This window comes from Kiloniella antarctica, from assembly GCF_042682825.1.
In the GTDB taxonomy this organism is placed as follows: domain Bacteria; phylum Pseudomonadota; class Alphaproteobacteria; order Kiloniellales; family Kiloniellaceae; genus Kiloniella; species Kiloniella antarctica.
The window spans coordinates 742,988-762,140 of sequence record NZ_JBHUII010000001.1 but is presented as its reverse complement, the minus strand read 5'-3'; the positions used below and the strand labels follow the sequence as shown (position 1 = coordinate 762,140).

Genomic DNA, 19,153 nt, shown 5'->3' with positions numbered 1-19,153 from the left:
CAATATATTATGATTTTTTTACGATCGCACTATGCAAATGTTTCCGCAATATTTTCATGTTTTTGCCATCCAGAGTTTGTCTGAAAGCAATATAAATACATATTCATGTAAGGTGTATAAAACAAGAAACTGATGTATAGCGTTACCAAATTAAATACAAAATACATCCAGATGAAGTTGGGGTTTTGAAGAAAGCCACTAAGATCGCCTGCTGACAGTGCGCTGAGGATCGATATGTCAAATATGCCAGCAATTGCTGCAAAGGCCGCAGCCAGAATTAAAGCTGCAACAAAGTAGATGATGCTTAAAACAAAAAATGAGAGAAACAAAGGTAAACTCCGTGAACGCGTGTGTTTCCAGCTATCTTTTAAGCTGTAAGGCTCATCTAGTGTAGCCGCTGGCACGACATATGACAATCTGAGTATTAGGGTGAGCCAAGCAATGATTAAAGCGATGACGAATGGGGCGATAATGAAACCGCTATTGATTGTCATTGCAAGGAAGAAAAATATTAGTACGGCTAGTATCAGCACAATATAACTTACAACAAAGATGGCGAAGCCTTTTGCAAAGGCGATCAGTTGTCTTTTTGAAGGAAAAAGTAAAATTGTTGCCTTTAGATTGAACTCATCCTTGCTGATAAAACGTACCCATGAGGTGAAATATTGTATCATGATAAAAAAGGAAACGATCATAAGTAATATCTGTACAAGCCACAGATAAAGAGCATCCCCTATATCTTGAGACACTTCTTCAACAGGAGTGATGAAAACATCAAAAGTTGTGGTTCCTAAAATTGCCAGTGTTAGGGCGGGGAAAAAGGCGAGCTTTAGGGCTACAGGTAAGTTTCGGAATAATGGCAGAAAAGCCTGGCTTAAAGCTTCTGATATCGAAAGCTTCTCAACGGCTTGATGTGTATCTGATTGTATCGCCAATTTTTTCCCCCTGATATAAACACTGCAAATTGCGAGCTTGCGGCGTGATTGAAATCACTTTTTCAAGTGAAGAGGGTTTTTGCAACAAAATTATTTTACGTTATAGGCCGTACATAGCCCATATTTATGGTCTTAGCATTCGAGAGAAACATTACTCAGTAATATTATCATCGTGATTATCGCCTTCTTTTTCAATATCTTCGGGCACCCAGCCTGTACAAGCCTGAAAGGCAAAGGATAACAGGGTTATGATCGCGGCAATGGGGAAGTATGAAAGTGCCAGGAGGATAATTTGCGCAAAAGTGTATCCAACAGCGTTGATTTGTAGGTAGTTTATATAAGGTTGGAGTAAATCCATTATTGTGAGCTGTTCTGTAATTTCAGGCAGCTGTGGTTTTCCACTCATCAAGCCATCAAAAATCAGAGGGGAAATGAGTAAATACAGCAAGATGAATGGTAATGTCATCAAGAGGTAGGCGCTAATCAAGCGTACACCCTGGTTTTTGGTTTGTTGCCAGCTATTGTCTAGGGAGTAACTTTCTTCTACGGCTGTTGCAGGCAGCACAAACGATAACCTTGCTACGACATAACCCGCTCCCAGTAAGAGGGCCAAAATCAAAAATGGCGCCACAAGGGGCAGGATGGCGCTGAGAAAGCCGACAGGTATGCTGCCAAAAATTAAGATCCCATAGAAGATAATCAGCAGCAGAAAAGTTCGAAACAAGAACAGCCAGTGACGGCTTTGCCATGCCGGGACCGAAGGCGTGCTGATTTCCTCTGTTTGAAGAAGGGTTCTTCGGTGCCAAGCAACAGCAAAGAGCGTATGTGGTACATATGTCAGTAAGTAAAGTATAAGGTATAGTCCCGGGCTTGTAAGGGCCTGAACTGAAAGCACAGTTAGCAATGTAGAAAGCAGAAGCGGGAACATTGCTATGCGTGTCAGGGCGCTGAAATTGTTACTTGTGTAGCGCAAGGCTGCGAGGGTAACTTCCCTGATCGGCAAATTTCTGACGGCGTGTTCCGGAGGTCTGTGAGATACCATAACCTTACTTCTTTCTAGCGCGAACTTATGCTTCGAGTTCTTCAACAATGCGACGTGCGGCTGCGACGGGGTCCTCTGCGCCGGTAATCGGGCGGCCAATGACGAGGTAATCAGCACCTGCGGCGACGGCATCTTTGGGTGTCATGATACGTTTTTGATCGCCAACGGCGGCCCAGGTTGGACGGATACCTGGCACGACCAATTTAAAATCTGGGCCACAGGTTTCGCGCAAGAGAGTAATTTCACGAGAAGAGCAGACAACCCCGTCGATACCACTTTCCTGCGCAAGGAGTGCAAGGCGTTTGACCTGATCCGCTGCCGGACCTTTTTGACCGACATCTGAAAGATCAGTGTCATCCAGACTGGTCAGCACCGTAACGGCAAGTACGAGGGGGCGCGGAATACCAAGGTCTTCAGATGTTTCTCGTGCGGCTTCAACGGCTGCTTGCATCATGGCTTTGCCGCCTGAGGCGTGAACATTGACCATAAAGGGGCGCATGTGTAGTGAGGAACGGATAGCACCTGCAACAGTATTCGGAATATCGTGGAACTTGAGGTCGACAAACAGAGGTTCTCCGCCGACAGCACCTCTGACAGCATTAGGTCCTTGAGCTGTAAAAAGCTCCTTACCAATTTTGATGCCACCGACTTCACCAGAAAGTAGGCGCGCTAACTTTGTTGCCCGGTTAATATCTGGGGTATCAATTGCAACATAAATGCGTTCTTTGGGGGTCATAATGCCGATCTCCGGTCAGAGTTGTATCGGAGCTCATTCCTAACAGAGGTGATCGCATTGGTCACCCCTGTTTTTTTCGTTTACGACTAAACCAGTAATCTAATTTTCTTTTTACTAAATAGATCAGGATTTTACTGGTTATTCGTGAGGCTTTTTATTGTTGGTTCGCTGATCGACCAATTGGGCTGCCGCGAGATCTTCAAGCGCATGACCGACTGACTTAAATAGAGTGATTTCCAGTTCATTGGACCGCCCAGGATGTTGTCCTCTGGCGAGATCAAAGAGATCAGCTTTGATCTCGTTTATATCCAACACACCCGTAGAAATCGGGATGACTATGTCACCACCTTCTTTTGTTGCTCCGGCGCGTGTGTCGACAAAAATACTGGAGCTACGAATGGCATCGTCATCGGCTTCACGCATATCCGGGCGATAAGCTCCGACAAGATCTAGGTGCTGTCCTGATTGTAGCCACGTTCCTTTAATCAAAGGCTGTTGACTTAGAGTAGCGCAGGAAATGATATCCGCAGATTTTACCGCGGCTTCCAAGTTTTCTGTGGCCTGTGCAGGAACGCCCGAAGCTGTGATTTCAAGAGCCAAGGCCACGGCCTTGTCGTAATCTCTGCCCCAGATTGTTACTTGTTTTATTGGGCGGATGGCTGCATGTGCGTGAATGAGGCTCGGGGCCAGTACGCCAGTGCCAACCATGGTGAGTTTTTCACTATTGGATCGGGCAAGATAAGATGCGGCAAGGGCTGAGGCGGCGGCTGTTCTTCGTGCAGTTAAAGTTTTGGCCTCTATAAGCGCTTTGGGAGTACCGGTTTCACCGTCAAATAAAATATAAATGCCTTGGATGGCAGGAAGGTTTTTTTCACCATTTTCTGGGCTGACGGTTACAAGTTTCACACCGACAGCTTTTCCTGATTCCCATGCAGGCATTAAAAGAAGAGTGGATTCTCTTCTTCCGCCAGGCTGCTCCATGTCATGGTGGTGTCGCATTGGAACTGTGATGTTTCCGCGGAAGGCTTCTTTCAAAGCTTCAATGAGCGAGGGATAGTCCAGTGTTTGAGCTACTTGGTCTGCGGTGATATTTTGCACGAGTTGATCCTGTATCAATAAGCTTTATTGAATATTGTATACAATGCTATGCTCGGCAGAGCCAGCTAATATGACTTAAGTGCCAATTGGAGAGATTCTGTTTAGTGATATGTCGTATGATTTGGGTAGTTTAAGCGGGTTAGTTGGTGGTGACTTCTCGTGATTTGTTCTTTAATTGTTCTTTTTTGAGTTCGTCACGTTCAAAGCTGAGGTCTCTCTGTAAGTCCAATATCTTCCACTCTGCAGTTTTCGCACGTTTACGCGTGGCAGTACTGGATAGCCACGCAATAATGATGCCTGAAAAAATACCGACGCCAATGGAAAATAGGATGATTAAGTATAGAGGGTAGTCGAACTGAAGCCCGAAAGGCCATACTTCCAGTGTGACGTCCTGACGGTTGTTGACCGCCAAGACCAGTATAGCCAGCGTTATAGGTGCTGTAAGTACCCAGCTAAAACTTTTCACTTATTTTAACCAACTTTTGTTATTCAGAATCTACGCCATTATTGAGGCGTTCGCGGAGTTGTTTTCCAGTTTTGAAAAACGGAATGTGTTTCGAATCAACTTCTACTGATTCGCCTGTGCGTGGATTTCTGCCAACACGAGCGTCGCGATGCTTGACTGAAAAAGCTCCAAAGCCGCGGAGTTCAACCCGGTTGCCATCTGCTAACGCATTGGAAATTTCATCAAAGATCGTGGTAACGATTCTTTCTACATCCCGGTGATAGAGGTGGGGGTTTTGCTCTGCAATATGCTGAATGAGCTCTGACTTGGTCATGCCTTACGTCTCCCTGTAGCTGTTTCCGAGATTGTGAATACCCGTTCAATTAACTCGGTGTCCCCGGCTTATATTTGAAACTATATAGGTTTTGATGCCGTAATTTAAGTCCTGTTCTTCTAAAGGGTGCCAGAGCCCGAAAAATCCGTCAAGTCTAAGTCATTAAGAATAAAGCATTTCCATGAGAAAAGTTGAATATAAAACAAAAAAGGCCCGGTGAATGAACACCGAGCCTTCTTTTTGAACCGAAAATTTCGATTTATTTTTTGTCAGCAGAAGCCTTGGAAAGAGCTTCGCCGAGAATATCGCCGAGGCTAGCGCCGGAGTCTGTTGAACCGAATTCAGCCATTGCCTGTTTCTCTTCAGCAGCTTCATGCTGTTTAACAGACAATGTGATACGACGGGATTTGGCATCAATATTCGTGATACGGGCATCGATTTTTTCGCCAACAGCGAAACGATCTGTACGTTGCTCGCTACGCTCACGTGAAAGCTCAGTTTTACGGATTGTGCCACTGGCACCATCAGCGATTTGAACTTCGAGCGTGTTATCCGTAACAGATGTAATTGTACAAGTAACAACAACACCTTTTTTCAAGCCTTCAACAGAACCAGCGAATGGATCTGCGCTAAGCTGTTTGATACCAAGGCTAATACGTTCTTTGTCAACGTCAACGTCGAGAACTTTAACCTTAACCATGTCACCTTTAGTGTATTCTTTAACAGCTTCGTCACCGGAAAGTTCCCAGTTCAGATCTGAAAGGTGAACCATGCCGTCGATTTCGCCTGGGAGACCAACAAACAGACCAAATTCGGTGATGTTTTTGATTTCGCCATCAAGCTCAGTTTCAGCAGGGTGGTTTGCTTGGAATGACTCCCAAGGATTAGAAGAACATTGTTTCAGGCCGAGGCTGATACGACGTTTGGATTCGTCAACGTCAAGAACCATAACCGCAACTTCCTGACTGGTAGAAACAATTTTACCAGGGTGGATGTTTTTCTTAGTCCAAGACATTTCCGAAACGTGAACCAGACCTTCAATACCAGCTTCGAGCTCAACAAAGGCACCGTAATCAGTGATATTGGTAACGCGGCCTTCAAGCTTCGCACCAACTGGGTATTTAGCAGCAACGCCATCCCAAGGATCGGTTTCAAGCTGTTTCATGCCGAGGCTGATACGCTGAGTTTCTGCGTTGAAGCGGATAACCTGAACGTCGACCTGTTGGCCAATAGTCAGTTTTTCGCTTGGGTGGTTAATACGTTTCCATGAGATGTCGGTAACGTGCAACAGGCCGTCTACGCCGCCGAGATCAACGAAGGCACCGTAATCAGTGATGTTTTTAACAACACCCTGAAGAACTTGACCTTCAGTAAGGTTCTGGATCAACTCTGAACGCTGTTCTGCACGTGTCTCTTCGAGAACGGCACGACGTGAAACAACGATGTTGCCACGTGCGCGATCCATTTTCAGGATCTGGAACGGTTGAGGGTTGCCCATCAATGGAGAAACGTCACGTACAGGGCGGATGTCAACTTGGCTGCCCGGCAAGAATGCTACGGCGCCAGAAAGATCGACAGTGAAGCCACCTTTAACGCGACCAAAGATAACGCCGTTAACGCGCTCGTTGTCGCCAAAGGATTTTTCAAGCTGTGTCCAGGCTTCTTCACGCTTGGCTTTATCACGGGAGATCATAACATCCCCGGTTTTGCTTTCCATGCGTTCGAGGTAAACTTCTACCTCATCCCCAATTTTCATTTCGGGAGCCTGACCAGCGTCAGCAAATTCTCTAAGTGGAACGCGGCCTTCAGATTTGAGGCCTACATCAATAAGGGCAACGTCGCCTTCGATGGCAACGATTGTACCTTTAAGTACGTTACCTTCAAGACGATCGGATTGACCGAGGGACTCGTCTAGAAGATCGGCAAAGCTTTCAACAGCTGCTTCAGCCATGGTTAATAATTCCTTTCAAAAGGTTCGCACTATACAGGCCGGCCGGTTTTTCCGGCGGTCTACCCAGGACCATCCCGGGCTAGTCATAATATACTGTCAGAAAAGCGTCCAAATACGTGACGTTCAAGGATACTTACAAGAACTAGGCGGAAAGGCGCTCGTCTATGAGTTTCTTCGCTAGCGTAAACGCCTTGTCAGCATCCATATCACTTGTATCAAGAACTACTGCATCATCAGCTGCTCTAAGAGGAGCTGTGTCACGGTTACGATCACGTTCATCACGCTCACGCAAGTCTTCCAGTACGCGGGCGTATATAGACTGATCCCCGCGACCTAGCAACTCTTTATGCCGACGTTCAGCACGAACTTCAGGCGTTGCGGAAATGAAAAGTTTTATTTCTGCGCTTGGACAAACAACAGTTCCAATGTCTCTTCCATCCAAAACAGCACCTAAGTGGTTGTTTGGTGGTGTTTTTGCAAAGTTACGCTGGAACTCGAGAAGCGATTTTCTGACTTCTTGATTGGCGGCAACGATGGATGCTGCTTGTCCTACTTTTTCTTCACGTAAATCGTCTCGATCAATATCATCCGCAGTAAAGCTATCAGCAACCTTGGCTGCAAGTACGGAGTCGTTAGGGTCACTACCGCGTGCTAAAACGAGGGAAGCAACCGCTCTATACAAGGAACCTGTATCGAGATAAGCGAAATTGAGCGCTTTGGCCAGACGTCGAGCAAGGGTTCCCTTTCCGGATGCGACGGGGCCATCAATAGCGATTACGGGCAAGGTTTCTTCCTCTGGTATAAATTAGGGTCTTACTGCTTTCAAACATAGTTGGCGGGCGGCATTTATGCGCCGCCGATTGGCTGGTCATCAGCCAATATTGCCACCAAGGTCGTTCAGCAATTTGGCAAAATTCGGGAAGCTAGTGTCGATCGCTTCGGCGTCCAAGACTTTCACAGGTTGCTGGCTGGCCATACCCAGCACAAGAAAACTCATGGCAATACGGTGATCAAAATGGGTCGTAATGGTACCACCACCTTGTGGCGCGATGCTGGATCCTTCTACGATGAGAAAATCGTCGCCTTCTTCGCAGGTTACGCCACAGGCTTTCAGGCCATTTGCAACAGCCGATAGACGGTCGCTTTCTTTTACCCGAAGTTCGCCGAGGCCTTCCATAACTGTTTTCCCCTCGGCAAAAGAGGCTGCAATTGCCAGAATTGGGTATTCGTCAATCATGGAAGGGGCGCGTTCAGCTGGAACAGTGATGCCTTTAAGTTTACTGGCACGAATAACGAGATCGGCTACTGGTTCGCCTGCTTCTTCCCGCTCATTCGTCAAGATGATATCCGCGCCCATTTCCTTAAGGGTGATATAGATCCCATTACGGTGAGGGTTCATCCCTATTCCAGGCAAAGTAAGCTCTGACCCTGGCTTGATAAGGGCTGCAACTGTTGGAAATGCAGCAGATGACGGATCAGAAGGAACGTGCACGTCTGCGGCCTTCAATTCAGGCTGGCCAACGATGGTGGTTTCTCGACCTTCATCTGTTTGGATAACACGCACCTCAGCGCCAAAATGGCGGAGCATAAGCTCTGTATGATCTCGTGTGTGTTCAGTCTCAATAACCGTGGTTTCACCGGGAGTGTTAAGGCCAGCTAAAAGGACACAAGATTTTACCTGAGCTGAAGCCATCGGCAATTTATACCTTATAGGCATTGGTGTCTTTGCACCCTGCACTAAAAGGGGGAGCCTCTGTCCGGAACGACAATGAACCTGAGCGCCCATTTCTGTAATAGGGTTGGCAACACGGCCCATAGGACGTTTACGTAAGGAGGCATCGCCAGTCAGAAATGTGGTGATAGGGTGACTGCCGAGTATTCCCATCAAAAGACGCGCGGATGTTCCAGAGTTGCCCATGTCCAAGACATCTTCTGGTTCACACAGCCCACCAATACCACGACCTTCAATATACCAAACACCATCTTCGTCGCGTTCAATCTTGGCGCCGAGGGCGCGCATGGCTTTTGCTGTGGCCAGAACGTCTTCGCCTTCAAGCATCCCAAAAACGCTGGTTTTACCGATTGCGAGCGCACCAAACATAAGGGAGCGATGAGAAATCGATTTATCACCGGGAACTTTCATAGTTCCTTTGAGTGCACCACTGGGAGCGGAGGACAAAGATGTGTCGCTGGTCATTTTCTATTCCGTATTCTTGTTTGTTCAGATTCGCCCCATAATTCTTCAAGGAGCATAAACCTGATGCTAAGCAGGTTTTAATGAAGTCATTTAATTTCTGCTTAAGGGATGGTTACGATTTCTTTTACATAGGAAAAATTGCTTTTACCAGAGATTGATCTAGAGTTTCCTTGTCGAGAAGGCTGTGGTTGATAAAGATGATCTAAATTTTTTTTAAACAAATTTAAATTGTCATTCACCCTTTATTGACAGTCTGGGGGGATCATGGCATTTGCAGTTTTTTTTTTCGTGGTAGTATTCGAAACTATAATTGTACTCGATACAATTTCTGACTGGAGGAGCTGGCTGTGACTAAGCCGGAATGGGGCAGTAAACATATCTGTCAAAGCTGTAAGACAAAATATTATGACTTTTTGAAGTCCCCTATTACCTGTCCAAAGTGTGGGACAGCGTTAGATGCGGGTAATAGTCGTAAGAAAGTGGCTGCAGAATCTAACGTAGTTGATATTAAAGCTACTGAAGAAGAGGTTGATGATCTTGATGATGTTGCCGAGTTTCCCGATGAGGAAGAGTTGGTGCATATAGATGATTCAGATGATGATGATTCTGAAGATGATGAAGATTTGCAATCTGTTAGCGCTAGCGCAAGTGGCCGTCACAGCGAATAACTAAGTTGCCTTATGTTGACAGATCTTTTTCTTTTGAGCAGAGGATTTTTCTCTTGCCAATTAGGAAAAGACGTCATACTTTCCGCCGCATCCGCTAAACAGCGGCGGATTATTGGGGCCATAGCTCAGCTGGGAGAGCGCTTCGCTGGCAGCGAAGAGGTCAGGAGTTCGATCCTCCTTGGCTCCACCATCAAAACCTCTAGGAAAACCTAGAGGTTTTGCCATTTCTGGCGCACAGTTTTTAATGAAAATTTCTAGAGTTTTGCGAACAGGTTTGCGAAACCCTGTTTTGGAACAAGACTTTGTGCCATTGGTGCTAAGTAATCGGGTGAAAATTTCCGATAAACCTTGGACACTGTTTCTCGCGTTGTGGCTGTCATATCTGATATTTCGTCCACCGAAAAACGAGCTTCTGCTAACCACGAAATCACTGAATGCTTTAAGATGTGTGGTGACACGTCTCTTAGTTCTGCTTTGATACATGCTTTCTGGAATGATTTCTTTATGTCCGCGACTGGCTTTCCCATGTATTCGACAACAAAGGGTGTCTGAGCATATTTCCTGATGTCCTTCAAAACTTCGGTCACTTCTTCGTCGATTGGAACAACTGATCGTCGCTTCTTGGTTATTGCTAGCTGTGGGTCGCGAAAGTCGATCCTGTTGTGATGCAAGTCCACACGATCCCAAGTTAGTCCCAGAATAGCGCCTTTTCGGGCTGCTGTGGCCATTGCAATCAGGATGTAAGTTCTCAAGTGCATAGCACTCGCTGCTTCCAGTAATTTGTAGGCTTCTTCTTTGGTGATGAACCGTTCTCTTGGTGCGCTTCTGGGGGGCAGGGTGATTATAGGAGCGGATTCGATCCATTTGCTCTTCACTGCATGATTTAAGGTTGCTCGTAGCTCGATTAGTTCTTCGCGCAACATTCCTTGAACGTTGGCCCGTTTTTCCATGTAGGCATGAAGAAAGACGCTTGTGAGTTGGTCCGGCCTGAGATTTCCAAAGTGCTCTATCAGTGGAGGGTGAAAATAAGCTATGGAAGATGCTCGCCTCAGTTTCCTGAGTTGAACATCTTCCATCCGCTTTCCTAAAAGCTCTTTGATTGATGGGTTTTTGTCTGGAGCATTTTTTAATGCATTGTAGTCGATTAAGCACTGTTCCGCCTCCAGCTCGCTTGTAAAGAACGTACACGTTGTTTTTCGGCCATCGCGGATGTACCAATATTTACGGTCTTTGAGTTTGACGAGACGTGATTGTTTTCTTGGGCGGGCCATGTGTAACGCTCCAGATATTCATTTAAAGCAGATTGAAAGACACGAATTGAACAACCTGGACGGCGGTGTGATGATATCTCGCCACGCTTAACCAGTTTTCGGGCTGTTTCGTAACAAACATTGAGACGATCTGCGACTTGATGAAGAGTCAACAGGGGATCATCTACTTGCTTTAATATATTAGGAACGCTATTATTAGTGAAATTGCTCATGAATATTCCTTTTGGGTTTGTTCGAAACTGCTTCCAACAGTTTGAGTGGTTAAAGCGAATATGAACGGCTCAGATAAATTAATCTGAGCCGTTTTTCGTACCAGTGTAATCATTACTCATACTGGCGTAATCGAATGGATCTTTTTCAAAACCTTTTCTTGTGACCTTAGTTGGATCACCGGGGGTAGATAAGGTTCTTTGGGTCGGGCTGAATAATCCAAGATCAATCATTTTACTTTCGAATTTATCTTGTACTTCGATGACTTTCCTTGCTTCTTCCTTCATCCATTCAATATCGTCTTCGTGAAAGTTTTCTGCTGCTTTTTCTGGACAAAGAAATACTTTAAGCATTTCTCTGAGTAGTTGATTATCTCTCGTTAAAGCAAACCATTGCTCTGAAAGATAACTATGGGCTGGGTGAGACATAAGCCACTCCTGATCTGTTTCTCCGTAATACATCCAATAATCATCTCTTTCTAAACTGCTCAACAATGCTGTTAGAGGAGAAATTCCTAGGCAAAAACATAGGGCAGCTAATTTTTGGCTTGGTGGATATTGTCCATCTTTCTCCAAGCCTGCTTTTTCGTATCGGACAATCGAATTTTCACTGACGTTTGTCTCTTTCGCTAGCTGTGCCCGGCTTAAACCCTTTTCAAGACGAGCCATAGTTAGGAGCTCGCCTAGAGGGATTTGATCGTTCTTTTGCCGTGCCATGACGCTGCCTCAAAATAGTATAAAGTTTTTACCTTTTAGTAATATGCTGAATTTATGACGAAGTGTCAATTCTAATTTGATACTCACAGGGGAAAAAGTTATGGAGCACAACCTAGTCGTGCTCCACTTTGTTGATTAGGAGTTCTTTGCCACAGTATTTTCGGCCAGATACTCACCAGCAAAAAACATTAACGGCATTATGGCTTGATCAAAGTCGTCATGTGATAACCAACCATTTTTTACAAACTCTTCGGCTTTTCGAGTGAGAGCATCAATCAAAAAATCGGTTGGATCATCAGAATGTGGATGGCATATTTTTTGTGCCGCTTTTAAAATTGCTCTGCTGATAATGATGTAGTCGTGATTTGGCACATTATGAAATGCCAAGCCAGCTACGCCGAAACTTGAGCGTATACTTTTCATAGTCGGTGATGATACTGTGTGTAAACGGTTCATGGTATGTGATCCTTTTGAGAGTGAGCGGCGCAATGTGATCAGACATGCGCCGTTCTTAGTTTGAGTTCTTGATTACTGACGGGCTGGAAAACGCTCTTGGTCTTTGAAATCAATTGGTTTGCCAGTGAATGCCAATTGACGGAGTGGACCACGAATATTCGGTACAAAATCATTGTGTTTGCCCCAACCGAAAAAGACTTCTGATTCGATTTCAAAATCTTCGCTCAAATCGTCGATGAAACTTGCCAATGCATCCCGATCAATGGCGTGAAGGTCAACACCAAGAACTGCTGTATCAATAAGCCGCTCTCCAATATCGCAACACAATGATTGCCCCTCATCAATACTGGCTTCAAATACACCAAACAGTGTGTCTCTGTCTGGGCATTCATCAACAAATAACCCTCGCTCTGTTGCGAGTTGAAGAAGCTCATCAACTTCAAGATGTTTCATAATTTTTTGAAGGTCAGAAGTTTGCGCCAAGCTTTGCCGGGTAACTGCTTTGAAGTTAGTAGAATGATTGTCATCAAGTTGCTTGAGCATTTCTCTTACGACTGAAAGCATGTCCTCGGTAACTTCCTCGGGGCTTTCCTCGCTCAGTACCTCAGATGTACCGGGGATATTCACGAGGTCTTGATTTCCTGCCGTTTTTTCTTCTCCCAGCAATTCATGTAAAGGCAGGTCATAAAGCGCACAAAGAGTTTTCAAGCGACTTAAAGGAGGTTCTGATGAACCATCCTCATATTTCTCAAGAGACTTGGCTGAAATACCTGTTTCAGCTTGAACCTTTGCCCTCGAAAGGCTGGTATTATCTCTGGCAGTACGTAGTTTGTGGGCCAGAGTTTCTTCTGTGTTGATTTCCGGTAGATCGTTCATTTGCTTAACCATTATATTTTCCTAAAAGTATGATTTGAATTGTTCCCTTAACCTACGTTTACGTTACGTAGGCTTGGGGAATACCTCCGGGGAACATCCCCGGGAGGTTCTCGGGGACAGCATGGGGACAAAGGTTCCTTCCAATAATCCCGGCACTTCGGTGATTTTCCAAAGCACTCCCCTGTTGCTCAAAAGCGTGAGAACTTCATCAAGTCCACCACGTTCTTGAGCGCTCAAGACATCAGCCGTCATGGCCTTGCCTGAAATAGTTTTGAAAAGGTCTCGTGTGATGAAAGCGGTTTGAGTTTCTTTCATTGTCGGTTCTTCGGATAACTCTTGATCGCTTAACTCTTCACCTTCGAGATATCGTTTTCGGATGCTTGGTATTTCACTCAGGTTTCTACGCTTGAAAGCACGGCTCCAAGTGAGTTGACGTGCTCCTTTGAAGGCAATGGCATATTCCTGAAACAAACCTGCATCGCGTTCGTCACCTGTCTCGTTGTAATCGGTGAGAATTTGCCAAGGTGTACGACCATTTTTACTTCGCTTGACGTGTGCTTTGGTCATTTCCATAGCAACACCCCATTTGCCAACGTACTCGGCGGCACCTTTGGCATCGTTTACCCGGTCATAGCGAAAAGCGTTCCTACTACAGCGTCCGAAACCATTGCGCTCTACTGACTTGGCCCATGTTTCGAAAAGCCATTCGCCAAATTCCAGCATTTGTCCGTCTGTTGCATGGTGATCAAAGAAGACAAGAATGTGTAAATGAGGGTGCCAGCCATTATCACCGTGGGTAATTTCCAGAGCACGAATGTCACCAATCCAAAGATTGCTATCTCTTGCTGTCTGCCAGCCTTTTCCAGTTTTGACTTTGCGCCATGCATTGGCGACGGCTTGCTTTAACTCTGCACAAGATTGAAAACGATGATGTGGGATTGTCAGGGTCGCCATATAGGCATGGCCTGAAACCAATCTGTGAGAGTCTAGGAGAGCGTCTAGCTCAGTTAAGCGCCCCTGAGTGATCTTTGCAGCGCAAACAGGACACATCCATACAGAGCCGCATGTTTCGACACTACCAAAGTGGGATTGTCCCTGATGGTGATGAAGTGAAGCGAAACCGCCAATGGTCTTTTGACCGCAGCAAGATACCCGCTCTTGGCGCATAAGGGCGCTTGATGACCGTCGTAGAGCATGACGGCGGTATTTTTGATCCTTCTTTTCGGAGAGGTTTCCGACTTGGGAGTTCTGGTTTGAGACAGGGGGTGAAGCATTATTTGCGTGTATATCAAGGGAGACCGTCATAGGCTGCCTCCAATGATTGTATTTACTGGAGATGCCGTATGGTTACTTTGCGAAAATTTATCAGTCAGACACTGAGTGATATTTCTGGTGCAGTTGAAGACTTTAACCAGGAACGAGAGGATGGATCTGCTGTGGCTGTACCTGATTTTCCGAACATGATGGTGCAAGCAAATGTAGCTAGGTCGGGATCTGGCTTTATCGATTTTGGGACAGCAGGATACGGTATTCCTGTTGAATTTGATGTTGCTGTTACAGTTGAAGAGAAGACTGGAGCAAAAACTGGTGGCAAAATTGATATTAAAGTTATGGGAATTGGCGGCGATTACGAAACTGCTGGAACAAATAGCTCTATCAGCAGAACATCCTTTAAAATTCCACTTTGTTTTAATGATGCCAGAGTTCGTTAAGTGCCTTTCTCCTCGCCCTCCCGGGCGAGTAAGATATGGATTTTCTTTTTTAGAGGGGATTACATCCCCTAGAGCAGGGTGGAGAGGGCGGAGTTTCCTACCGCCCTCGTCCCCTCTAAAGGCTCGGGTTGCTTCCCAGCAGAGCCCGGCCAAAATCTCGGTAATCATTATAGAGAAGTGCTGCATTATTTTGCACCTCTCTTGTGTTTGATCTTTAGTCCCGCTTCCTTAACGATCTTCGTGACAGCGGTGTGAGAAACCTCAAAATCCTTGGCAATCTTTCGGTAACTTAAGCCTTCTTTGACTGCTTCAAGGATTGCTGGTTTTTGATTTTGGTTTTTTTGAATTCTGTAAAGTTGGAGGCAGGTTTTTAGATTAAAAACAGAAATACCAAATTCCGTAGCTGTTTTATTTTGTGCTGCCTTTGTTGATAAGCCTTCGTTTGTAAGCTCAATAATACGATGGTGTAGTTTGTGACCTTTTTCGCGTGCTATCCGAAATCGTTCGTTTGATTCGGCTTTGAGTTTGGCGTCTTCATTAGCTTTCTTTGTCGTTCGAGCATTTGCGATAGGTTCCAGCAATGGACCTAGTTGTTGGAATAATTGAATAATGTCATCAGTTTTAAGGTCAACTACGAGGCGATAACGGCCTGTTCCCGCAGGTTCCAAGCTGACTGATGAGATGACATGTTGAAGGGCAAGATCAGACATGTTGAAGCCCTCCTGCATTGAGTAAGTTTGCAGAGAGCGACAAAAAGGGGTTTCGCAAACAGGTTTGCAAAACTCCTTTGGTAGTAGTGATAAGTTGTTGAAAAATATAGAGAGGGTGTTCTAGGGAATTTCGCTCTTTTACCCGGCTTTGCTTGAGTTCCCCGTCTCTGGCAGCGAAGAGGTCAGGAGTTCGATCCTCCTTGGCTCCACCATCAAAACCCACTGCCTAAAGCGGTGGGTTTTGTACTTTTCCCCTACGAACTCTTAAATTTATCGAGACCCTCTTTGAGTGTTTTGTCGTGCTGTCCTCAATTCTATTGGGTACCATGGTCTCTCGTTAATAGGACCTGAGCAATAAAAATGCATTACCTAAGTCTTCTGATTTATACACTTGCGGCTCTTACTGAAATTGGAGGTTGTTTTGCATTTTGGGCTTGGTTACGGCTCGATAAAAGTCCCTATTGGCTTGTACCGGGTATGGCGAGTCTCGCTATTTTTGCTTTCCTGCTGACAAAAGTTGAGAGTGATTTTGCTGGCCGGTCCTATGCAGCTTATGGCGGGATTTACATTCTGTCGTCTCTTGGTTGGATGTGGATTGTCGAAGGTAATCGCCCCGATCGATGGGATCTAATTGGTGCGGCAATTTGTGTGGTTGGGGCGTTCATAATTCTCTTTGGCCCCAGACCCAATTAATAGAGCCTCTCGAATTAAAAAAAATAGACTAAAAGGGCCCTCAAGCCGCGTTGATAAGGCGCTTATTGGATTCGTTGATTGTTTCTCGCCATTTTCCACCACGTGCTGGCGTGACGCCATCAAGAGTTATAATAGTGGATAAAAGGTGTTCGATGAATACTTCTGCTCTTCTGGTGAGCGATTGTCGAGACGGATAAAGCAAATAAACAGGCTTTGATGGTACGGTATAGTCAGGAAGTATTTGTTCTAATTCGCCACTTTTCAATTGCTCTTTTACCAAAAGATAAGGGAACTTTGTATAGCCAATTCCTCTTGCTAAGGCATTGATAATGACGTCAGGATTGTCGAAGGTAAAAGCAGCTTGAATAGGGGTTGTACTTTGTTGACCGCCTTTGATTAAAACCTGTTGAGATTTCTTTTTATCGTCCCGATATTGGATCATTGGTAAGTTGGAAAGGTCATTAGGTTCTTTTGGGTGGCCGTGTTTATTTAAAAAATCAGGAGATGCAATAAGTACAAGTTCCAGATCACCTATTTTCCTGGCAAGTGCGTCTGATTTTCCAAGAGACCCAACACGTATCGCCAAGTCTATTCGGTCTTTAACGAGATCAGCCAGAAGATCACTGAGCTTAAGCGAAATATCAAGTTCCGGGTACTTACTTTGCATATCAAAAACGATTGGCGCGACGAGGTTTTGCCCAATAGCTAGAGGCGCAGTTAAACGAAGCGAGCCGGACAGGCTGTGATCTAGATTGTTCAAGTCTTCTTCGAGAGAGTTTACCTGATCCAGTATCTTGTGGGCACCCTGATAAACCAATAATCCAGCTTCGGTGGCCTGAACGCCACGTGATGTTCGAAAGAGGAGTTCTTTGCGGAGAATACTTTCCAGCAATGCTATTTGTTGGCTCACAGCAGGTTGACTGATGCCAAGTTCCTTGGCCGCGCCTGAGAGCGAGCCCTGATCAATGGCTGTGATAAAAGATTGAAAGAGTTGCAGTCTATCCATTGGTGTTCCCGATAAACTTTCATACAAACATTTAGATATAAGTGTTGCTTATATTGAGTATAGGTAAGAACCCTCTGCCTTTCCAGTAATTTATCCCGATATTGAGATAACGATTAAAGTAAATGTTCAAATAAACATATCAGGATAAGAGACATGACACTTTCAAGACGGGAACTATTACGCGGATCACTTCTTACTGGAGGGGCGGGGGTTATGGCTTCTTTGGCAGGACTCCCTTTTTCAGAGGCAGGTCTGGCTGCCGCACCTAAAGTTAGGATTCAAACACCTGGAATGTACCGATTTTCAGTAGGGAATTTTGAAGTCACTGCCTTGCTAGATGGTTATATTGATGCTGACCCAACCCTGATCCCTAGTTATGATGGTCTAAAAGCTACACAATTATATCAAGACCAGTTTCGCCCCCCTTTGGCCGAAAAAATTAGAATTCCAATCAACTCATTTGTTATAAATACAGGTGAGAAGGTTATTCTGATTGATTCTGGTACCGCGGATAATATGGGGCCAACACTGGGACAATTTACAGGAAATCTGAAAGCGGCAGGTATCGCGCCAGAATCTGTTGATGCGATATTGCTTACACATATGCATGTGGATCACATTTCGGGGATAACTTCTAAGGATGGTAAGGCATTATTTCCAAATGCAGAACTGATTGTACATAAAGCAGATTGGGATTATTGGAACGATGATGGTTTTATGTCTCAAGCGGGCGATTTCATGAAGAGCAACTTTGTTAATGCCCGGGCGATGTCAGCGCCTTATTTAAAACGCCTTACTCTGGTTGAAGAAGATATAGAGGTGCTGCCTGGTATTGAAGCCATTGCCATGCCGGGGCATACCCCCGGCCACACAGGTTTTATTCTGAGATCAGAGGGGCAAGAACTCTTGATTTGGGGTGATGTTGTCCACTTTACAGCACTTCAGTTTGCGTATCCTGAATGGAGTATTGTTTTCGATTCCGATATGGAGTTAGCTGAAAAGACGCGCCGAAAAATGTTGGATCGTGTCAGTGCAGATAAACTAGCGGTGTTGGGAAGTCACTTAGAGTTTCCGGGTCTTGGTCACGTCGCCCGTAATGGGGATCGTTATAGCTATCACCAGTCCAGTTGGCAGTATACTCTCTAGAGGTGAGGGCTGCTGAGACTAAGCATGCAACGAGCGGCAAGAGGGGTATTTCTTGCAGCTCGTTTGTTTGACGATCTTATCCAAATTTAAGATAAGAGAGATCCATTTAAACCCAGAGTACGAACTTCTTCTAAAAGATTTTTTAGATGGTTACGTAATTGATCTGCTCTTTCAGGATCGTATGAAAAAGGCAGTTCCTCGGTCGCTAAATAGGCAGATTGTGTAAGCTCCATCTGGATCGCATGGATTCCCGTTTCTGGTTGTCCGTAATGCCGTGTCGTCCAGCCGCCTTTGAAGCGACCATTTAGGACCGTACTATAACCCTCAGCAGTAAGGCACACGTTTTCGACAGCTTTTTCAATACTGGCCGCGCAGGTCTCTCCATTGTTCGTCCCGATGCTAAAGTCAGGAAGTTTGCCCTCAAATAGGAAGGAGATGTGAGAACGGATCGAGTGGCAGTCATAAAGAATGGCTATGCCGTGAATTTTTCGAACACGTTCAAGCTCTGCTTTAAGTGCTGCGTGATAGGGGGCATGAAAGGTCAGGCGACGTTGCTCTATCTCTACATCGTTTGGCTCGCAACCTTCGAGGTAAATTGGTGCGTTGTCAAAATCAATAAGTGGGCAGAGGCTCGTTGTGTTTTGACCGGGATATAAACTTATGCCGGATGGATCACGATTGGCGTCGATGGCGTAGCGATGAAAATTGGCCTTTACGATAGTCGCATCAGGTAAAAGGCCGTCATAAAGTTGGTCGATGTGCCAATCTGTGTCAGCAAGTTTTTGGCCATTCTTATTTAGCTTCTCAAAAATACCCATTGGCAGCCAGGTTCCTGTATGAGGCATGCCAAGAACGACAGGGCTGTTACCTGTTGTAATGGTGACTGGTGGCATGTCTGTTGGTAAGGAAGTTCCGTTGGGTGTCTTTGCTGATGGCATGACAGAATCGCTC

At 45.4% G+C, this 19,153-nt stretch carries 21 protein-coding genes, 1 tRNA gene and 1 pseudogene; 5 read left to right on the top strand and 18 right to left on the bottom strand.

Annotated elements, in window-relative coordinates:
• Positions 1 to 29 precede the first annotated feature (29 nt).
• The 9 genes from ACFSKO_RS03650 to aroA form a co-directional block, all read right to left on the bottom strand.
• Positions 30 to 935 (bottom strand): hypothetical protein, encoded by a 906-nt coding sequence (locus tag ACFSKO_RS03650; protein WP_380248512.1) that lies wholly within the window; start codon positions 933 to 935, stop codon positions 30 to 32.
• A 151-nt stretch (positions 936 to 1,086) separates the two neighbouring features.
• Complete coding sequence (locus tag ACFSKO_RS03645) at positions 1,087 to 1,977, bottom strand: hypothetical protein (protein WP_380248510.1); 891 nt, start codon at positions 1,975 to 1,977, stop codon at positions 1,087 to 1,089.
• A 25-nt stretch (positions 1,978 to 2,002) separates the two neighbouring features.
• Positions 2,003 to 2,713, bottom strand: a complete 711-nt coding sequence (pyrF, locus tag ACFSKO_RS03640) for an orotidine-5'-phosphate decarboxylase (RefSeq protein WP_380248508.1) — start codon at positions 2,711 to 2,713, stop codon at positions 2,003 to 2,005.
• A 138-nt stretch (positions 2,714 to 2,851) separates the two neighbouring features.
• Positions 2,852 to 3,811 (bottom strand): bifunctional Delta(1)-pyrroline-2-carboxylate/Delta(1)-piperideine-2-carboxylate reductase, encoded by a 960-nt coding sequence (lhpI, locus tag ACFSKO_RS03635; protein ID WP_380248506.1) that lies wholly within the window; start codon positions 3,809 to 3,811, stop codon positions 2,852 to 2,854.
• A gap of 139 nt (positions 3,812 to 3,950) precedes the next feature.
• On the bottom strand, positions 3,951 to 4,277 hold the full coding sequence (locus ACFSKO_RS03630) for a LapA family protein (protein ID WP_380248504.1): 327 nt from the start codon (positions 4,275 to 4,277) through the stop codon (positions 3,951 to 3,953).
• A 19-nt stretch (positions 4,278 to 4,296) separates the two neighbouring features.
• The gene (ihfB, locus tag ACFSKO_RS03625) at positions 4,297 to 4,590 is read right to left on the bottom strand and encodes an integration host factor subunit beta (RefSeq protein WP_380248502.1); all 294 of its coding nucleotides are present in this window, start codon (positions 4,588 to 4,590) and stop codon (positions 4,297 to 4,299) included.
• 259 nt (positions 4,591 to 4,849) lie between these two features.
• Positions 4,850 to 6,541 carry a 30S ribosomal protein S1 gene (rpsA, locus tag ACFSKO_RS03620; RefSeq protein ID WP_380248500.1) on the bottom strand — a complete coding sequence of 564 codons (1,692 nt, stop codon included), beginning with the start codon at positions 6,539 to 6,541 and terminating at the stop codon, positions 4,850 to 4,852.
• A gap of 142 nt (positions 6,542 to 6,683) precedes the next feature.
• Positions 6,684 to 7,325, bottom strand: coding sequence for a (d)CMP kinase (cmk, locus tag ACFSKO_RS03615; protein ID WP_380248498.1), 642 nt, complete (start codon positions 7,323 to 7,325; stop codon positions 6,684 to 6,686).
• An 87-nt stretch (positions 7,326 to 7,412) separates the two neighbouring features.
• Positions 7,413 to 8,738, bottom strand: a complete 1,326-nt coding sequence (gene aroA, locus ACFSKO_RS03610; protein WP_380248496.1) for a 3-phosphoshikimate 1-carboxyvinyltransferase — start codon at positions 8,736 to 8,738, stop codon at positions 7,413 to 7,415.
• A gap of 347 nt (positions 8,739 to 9,085) precedes the next feature.
• Between aroA and ACFSKO_RS03605 the strand changes: the two genes are divergently transcribed.
• Positions 9,086 to 9,406 (top strand): FYDLN acid domain-containing protein, encoded by a 321-nt coding sequence (locus ACFSKO_RS03605; RefSeq protein WP_380248494.1) that lies wholly within the window; start codon positions 9,086 to 9,088, stop codon positions 9,404 to 9,406.
• Between the two features lie 114 nt (positions 9,407 to 9,520).
• Positions 9,521 to 9,596, top strand: a tRNA-Ala gene (locus tag ACFSKO_RS03600).
• Between the two features lie 64 nt (positions 9,597 to 9,660).
• Here ACFSKO_RS03600 and ACFSKO_RS03595 read toward each other — a convergent pair.
• The 6 genes and pseudogenes from ACFSKO_RS03595 to ACFSKO_RS03570 all read right to left on the bottom strand — a co-directional run bounded on the left by ACFSKO_RS03595 (position 9,661) and on the right by ACFSKO_RS03570 (position 14,240).
• Entirely contained in the window at positions 9,661 to 10,677 is a 1,017-nt protein-coding gene (locus tag ACFSKO_RS03595; protein ID WP_380248492.1) for a site-specific integrase, read from the bottom strand.
• Between the two features lie 17 nt (positions 10,678 to 10,694).
• Positions 10,695 to 10,889 (bottom strand): annotated as a pseudogene (locus ACFSKO_RS03590) (helix-turn-helix domain-containing protein); the annotation flags it as partial.
• Positions 10,890 to 10,967: 78 nt separating this feature from the next.
• Positions 10,968 to 11,603, bottom strand: a complete 636-nt coding sequence (locus ACFSKO_RS03585) for a helix-turn-helix domain-containing protein (protein WP_380248490.1) — start codon at positions 11,601 to 11,603, stop codon at positions 10,968 to 10,970.
• Between the two features lie 135 nt (positions 11,604 to 11,738).
• Entirely contained in the window at positions 11,739 to 12,059 is a 321-nt protein-coding gene (locus ACFSKO_RS03580) for a hypothetical protein (protein ID WP_380248488.1), read from the bottom strand.
• A 72-nt stretch (positions 12,060 to 12,131) separates the two neighbouring features.
• Positions 12,132 to 12,947 (bottom strand): helix-turn-helix domain-containing protein, encoded by an 816-nt coding sequence (locus tag ACFSKO_RS03575; RefSeq protein ID WP_380248486.1) that lies wholly within the window; start codon positions 12,945 to 12,947, stop codon positions 12,132 to 12,134.
• Between the two features lie 51 nt (positions 12,948 to 12,998).
• Positions 12,999 to 14,240, bottom strand: a complete 1,242-nt coding sequence (locus ACFSKO_RS03570) for a protein rep (protein WP_380248485.1) — start codon at positions 14,238 to 14,240, stop codon at positions 12,999 to 13,001.
• A 38-nt stretch (positions 14,241 to 14,278) separates the two neighbouring features.
• Between ACFSKO_RS03570 and ACFSKO_RS03565 the strand changes: the two genes are divergently transcribed.
• Positions 14,279 to 14,647, top strand: a complete 369-nt coding sequence (locus ACFSKO_RS03565) for a hypothetical protein (protein WP_380248483.1) — start codon at positions 14,279 to 14,281, stop codon at positions 14,645 to 14,647.
• 185 nt (positions 14,648 to 14,832) lie between these two features.
• Here ACFSKO_RS03565 and ACFSKO_RS03560 read toward each other — a convergent pair whose 3' ends face one another.
• Positions 14,833 to 15,357: a hypothetical protein gene (locus ACFSKO_RS03560; protein ID WP_380248481.1), complete on the bottom strand. Its 525-nt coding sequence runs from the start codon at positions 15,355 to 15,357 to the stop codon at positions 14,833 to 14,835.
• Positions 15,358 to 15,717: 360 nt separating this feature from the next.
• On the opposite strand from ACFSKO_RS03560, the gene ACFSKO_RS03555 reads away from it, so the two are divergent.
• On the top strand, positions 15,718 to 16,050 hold the full coding sequence (locus tag ACFSKO_RS03555; protein ID WP_380248479.1) for a YnfA family protein: 333 nt from the start codon (positions 15,718 to 15,720) through the stop codon (positions 16,048 to 16,050).
• Positions 16,051 to 16,090: 40 nt separating this feature from the next.
• Here ACFSKO_RS03555 and ACFSKO_RS03550 read toward each other — a convergent pair whose 3' ends face one another.
• Positions 16,091 to 17,056 carry a LysR family transcriptional regulator gene (locus ACFSKO_RS03550; protein WP_380248477.1) on the bottom strand — a complete coding sequence of 322 codons (966 nt, stop codon included), beginning with the start codon at positions 17,054 to 17,056 and terminating at the stop codon, positions 16,091 to 16,093.
• A gap of 153 nt (positions 17,057 to 17,209) precedes the next feature.
• Between ACFSKO_RS03550 and ACFSKO_RS03545 the strand changes: the two genes are divergently transcribed.
• On the top strand, positions 17,210 to 18,202 hold the full coding sequence (locus ACFSKO_RS03545; RefSeq protein WP_380248475.1) for an MBL fold metallo-hydrolase: 993 nt from the start codon (positions 17,210 to 17,212) through the stop codon (positions 18,200 to 18,202).
• 86 nt (positions 18,203 to 18,288) lie between these two features.
• On the opposite strand, the gene hutG is transcribed toward ACFSKO_RS03545, so the two are convergent.
• Positions 18,289 to 19,140, bottom strand: a complete 852-nt coding sequence (gene hutG, locus ACFSKO_RS03540) for an N-formylglutamate deformylase (protein WP_380248473.1) — start codon at positions 19,138 to 19,140, stop codon at positions 18,289 to 18,291.
• Positions 19,141 to 19,153 lie beyond the last annotated feature (13 nt).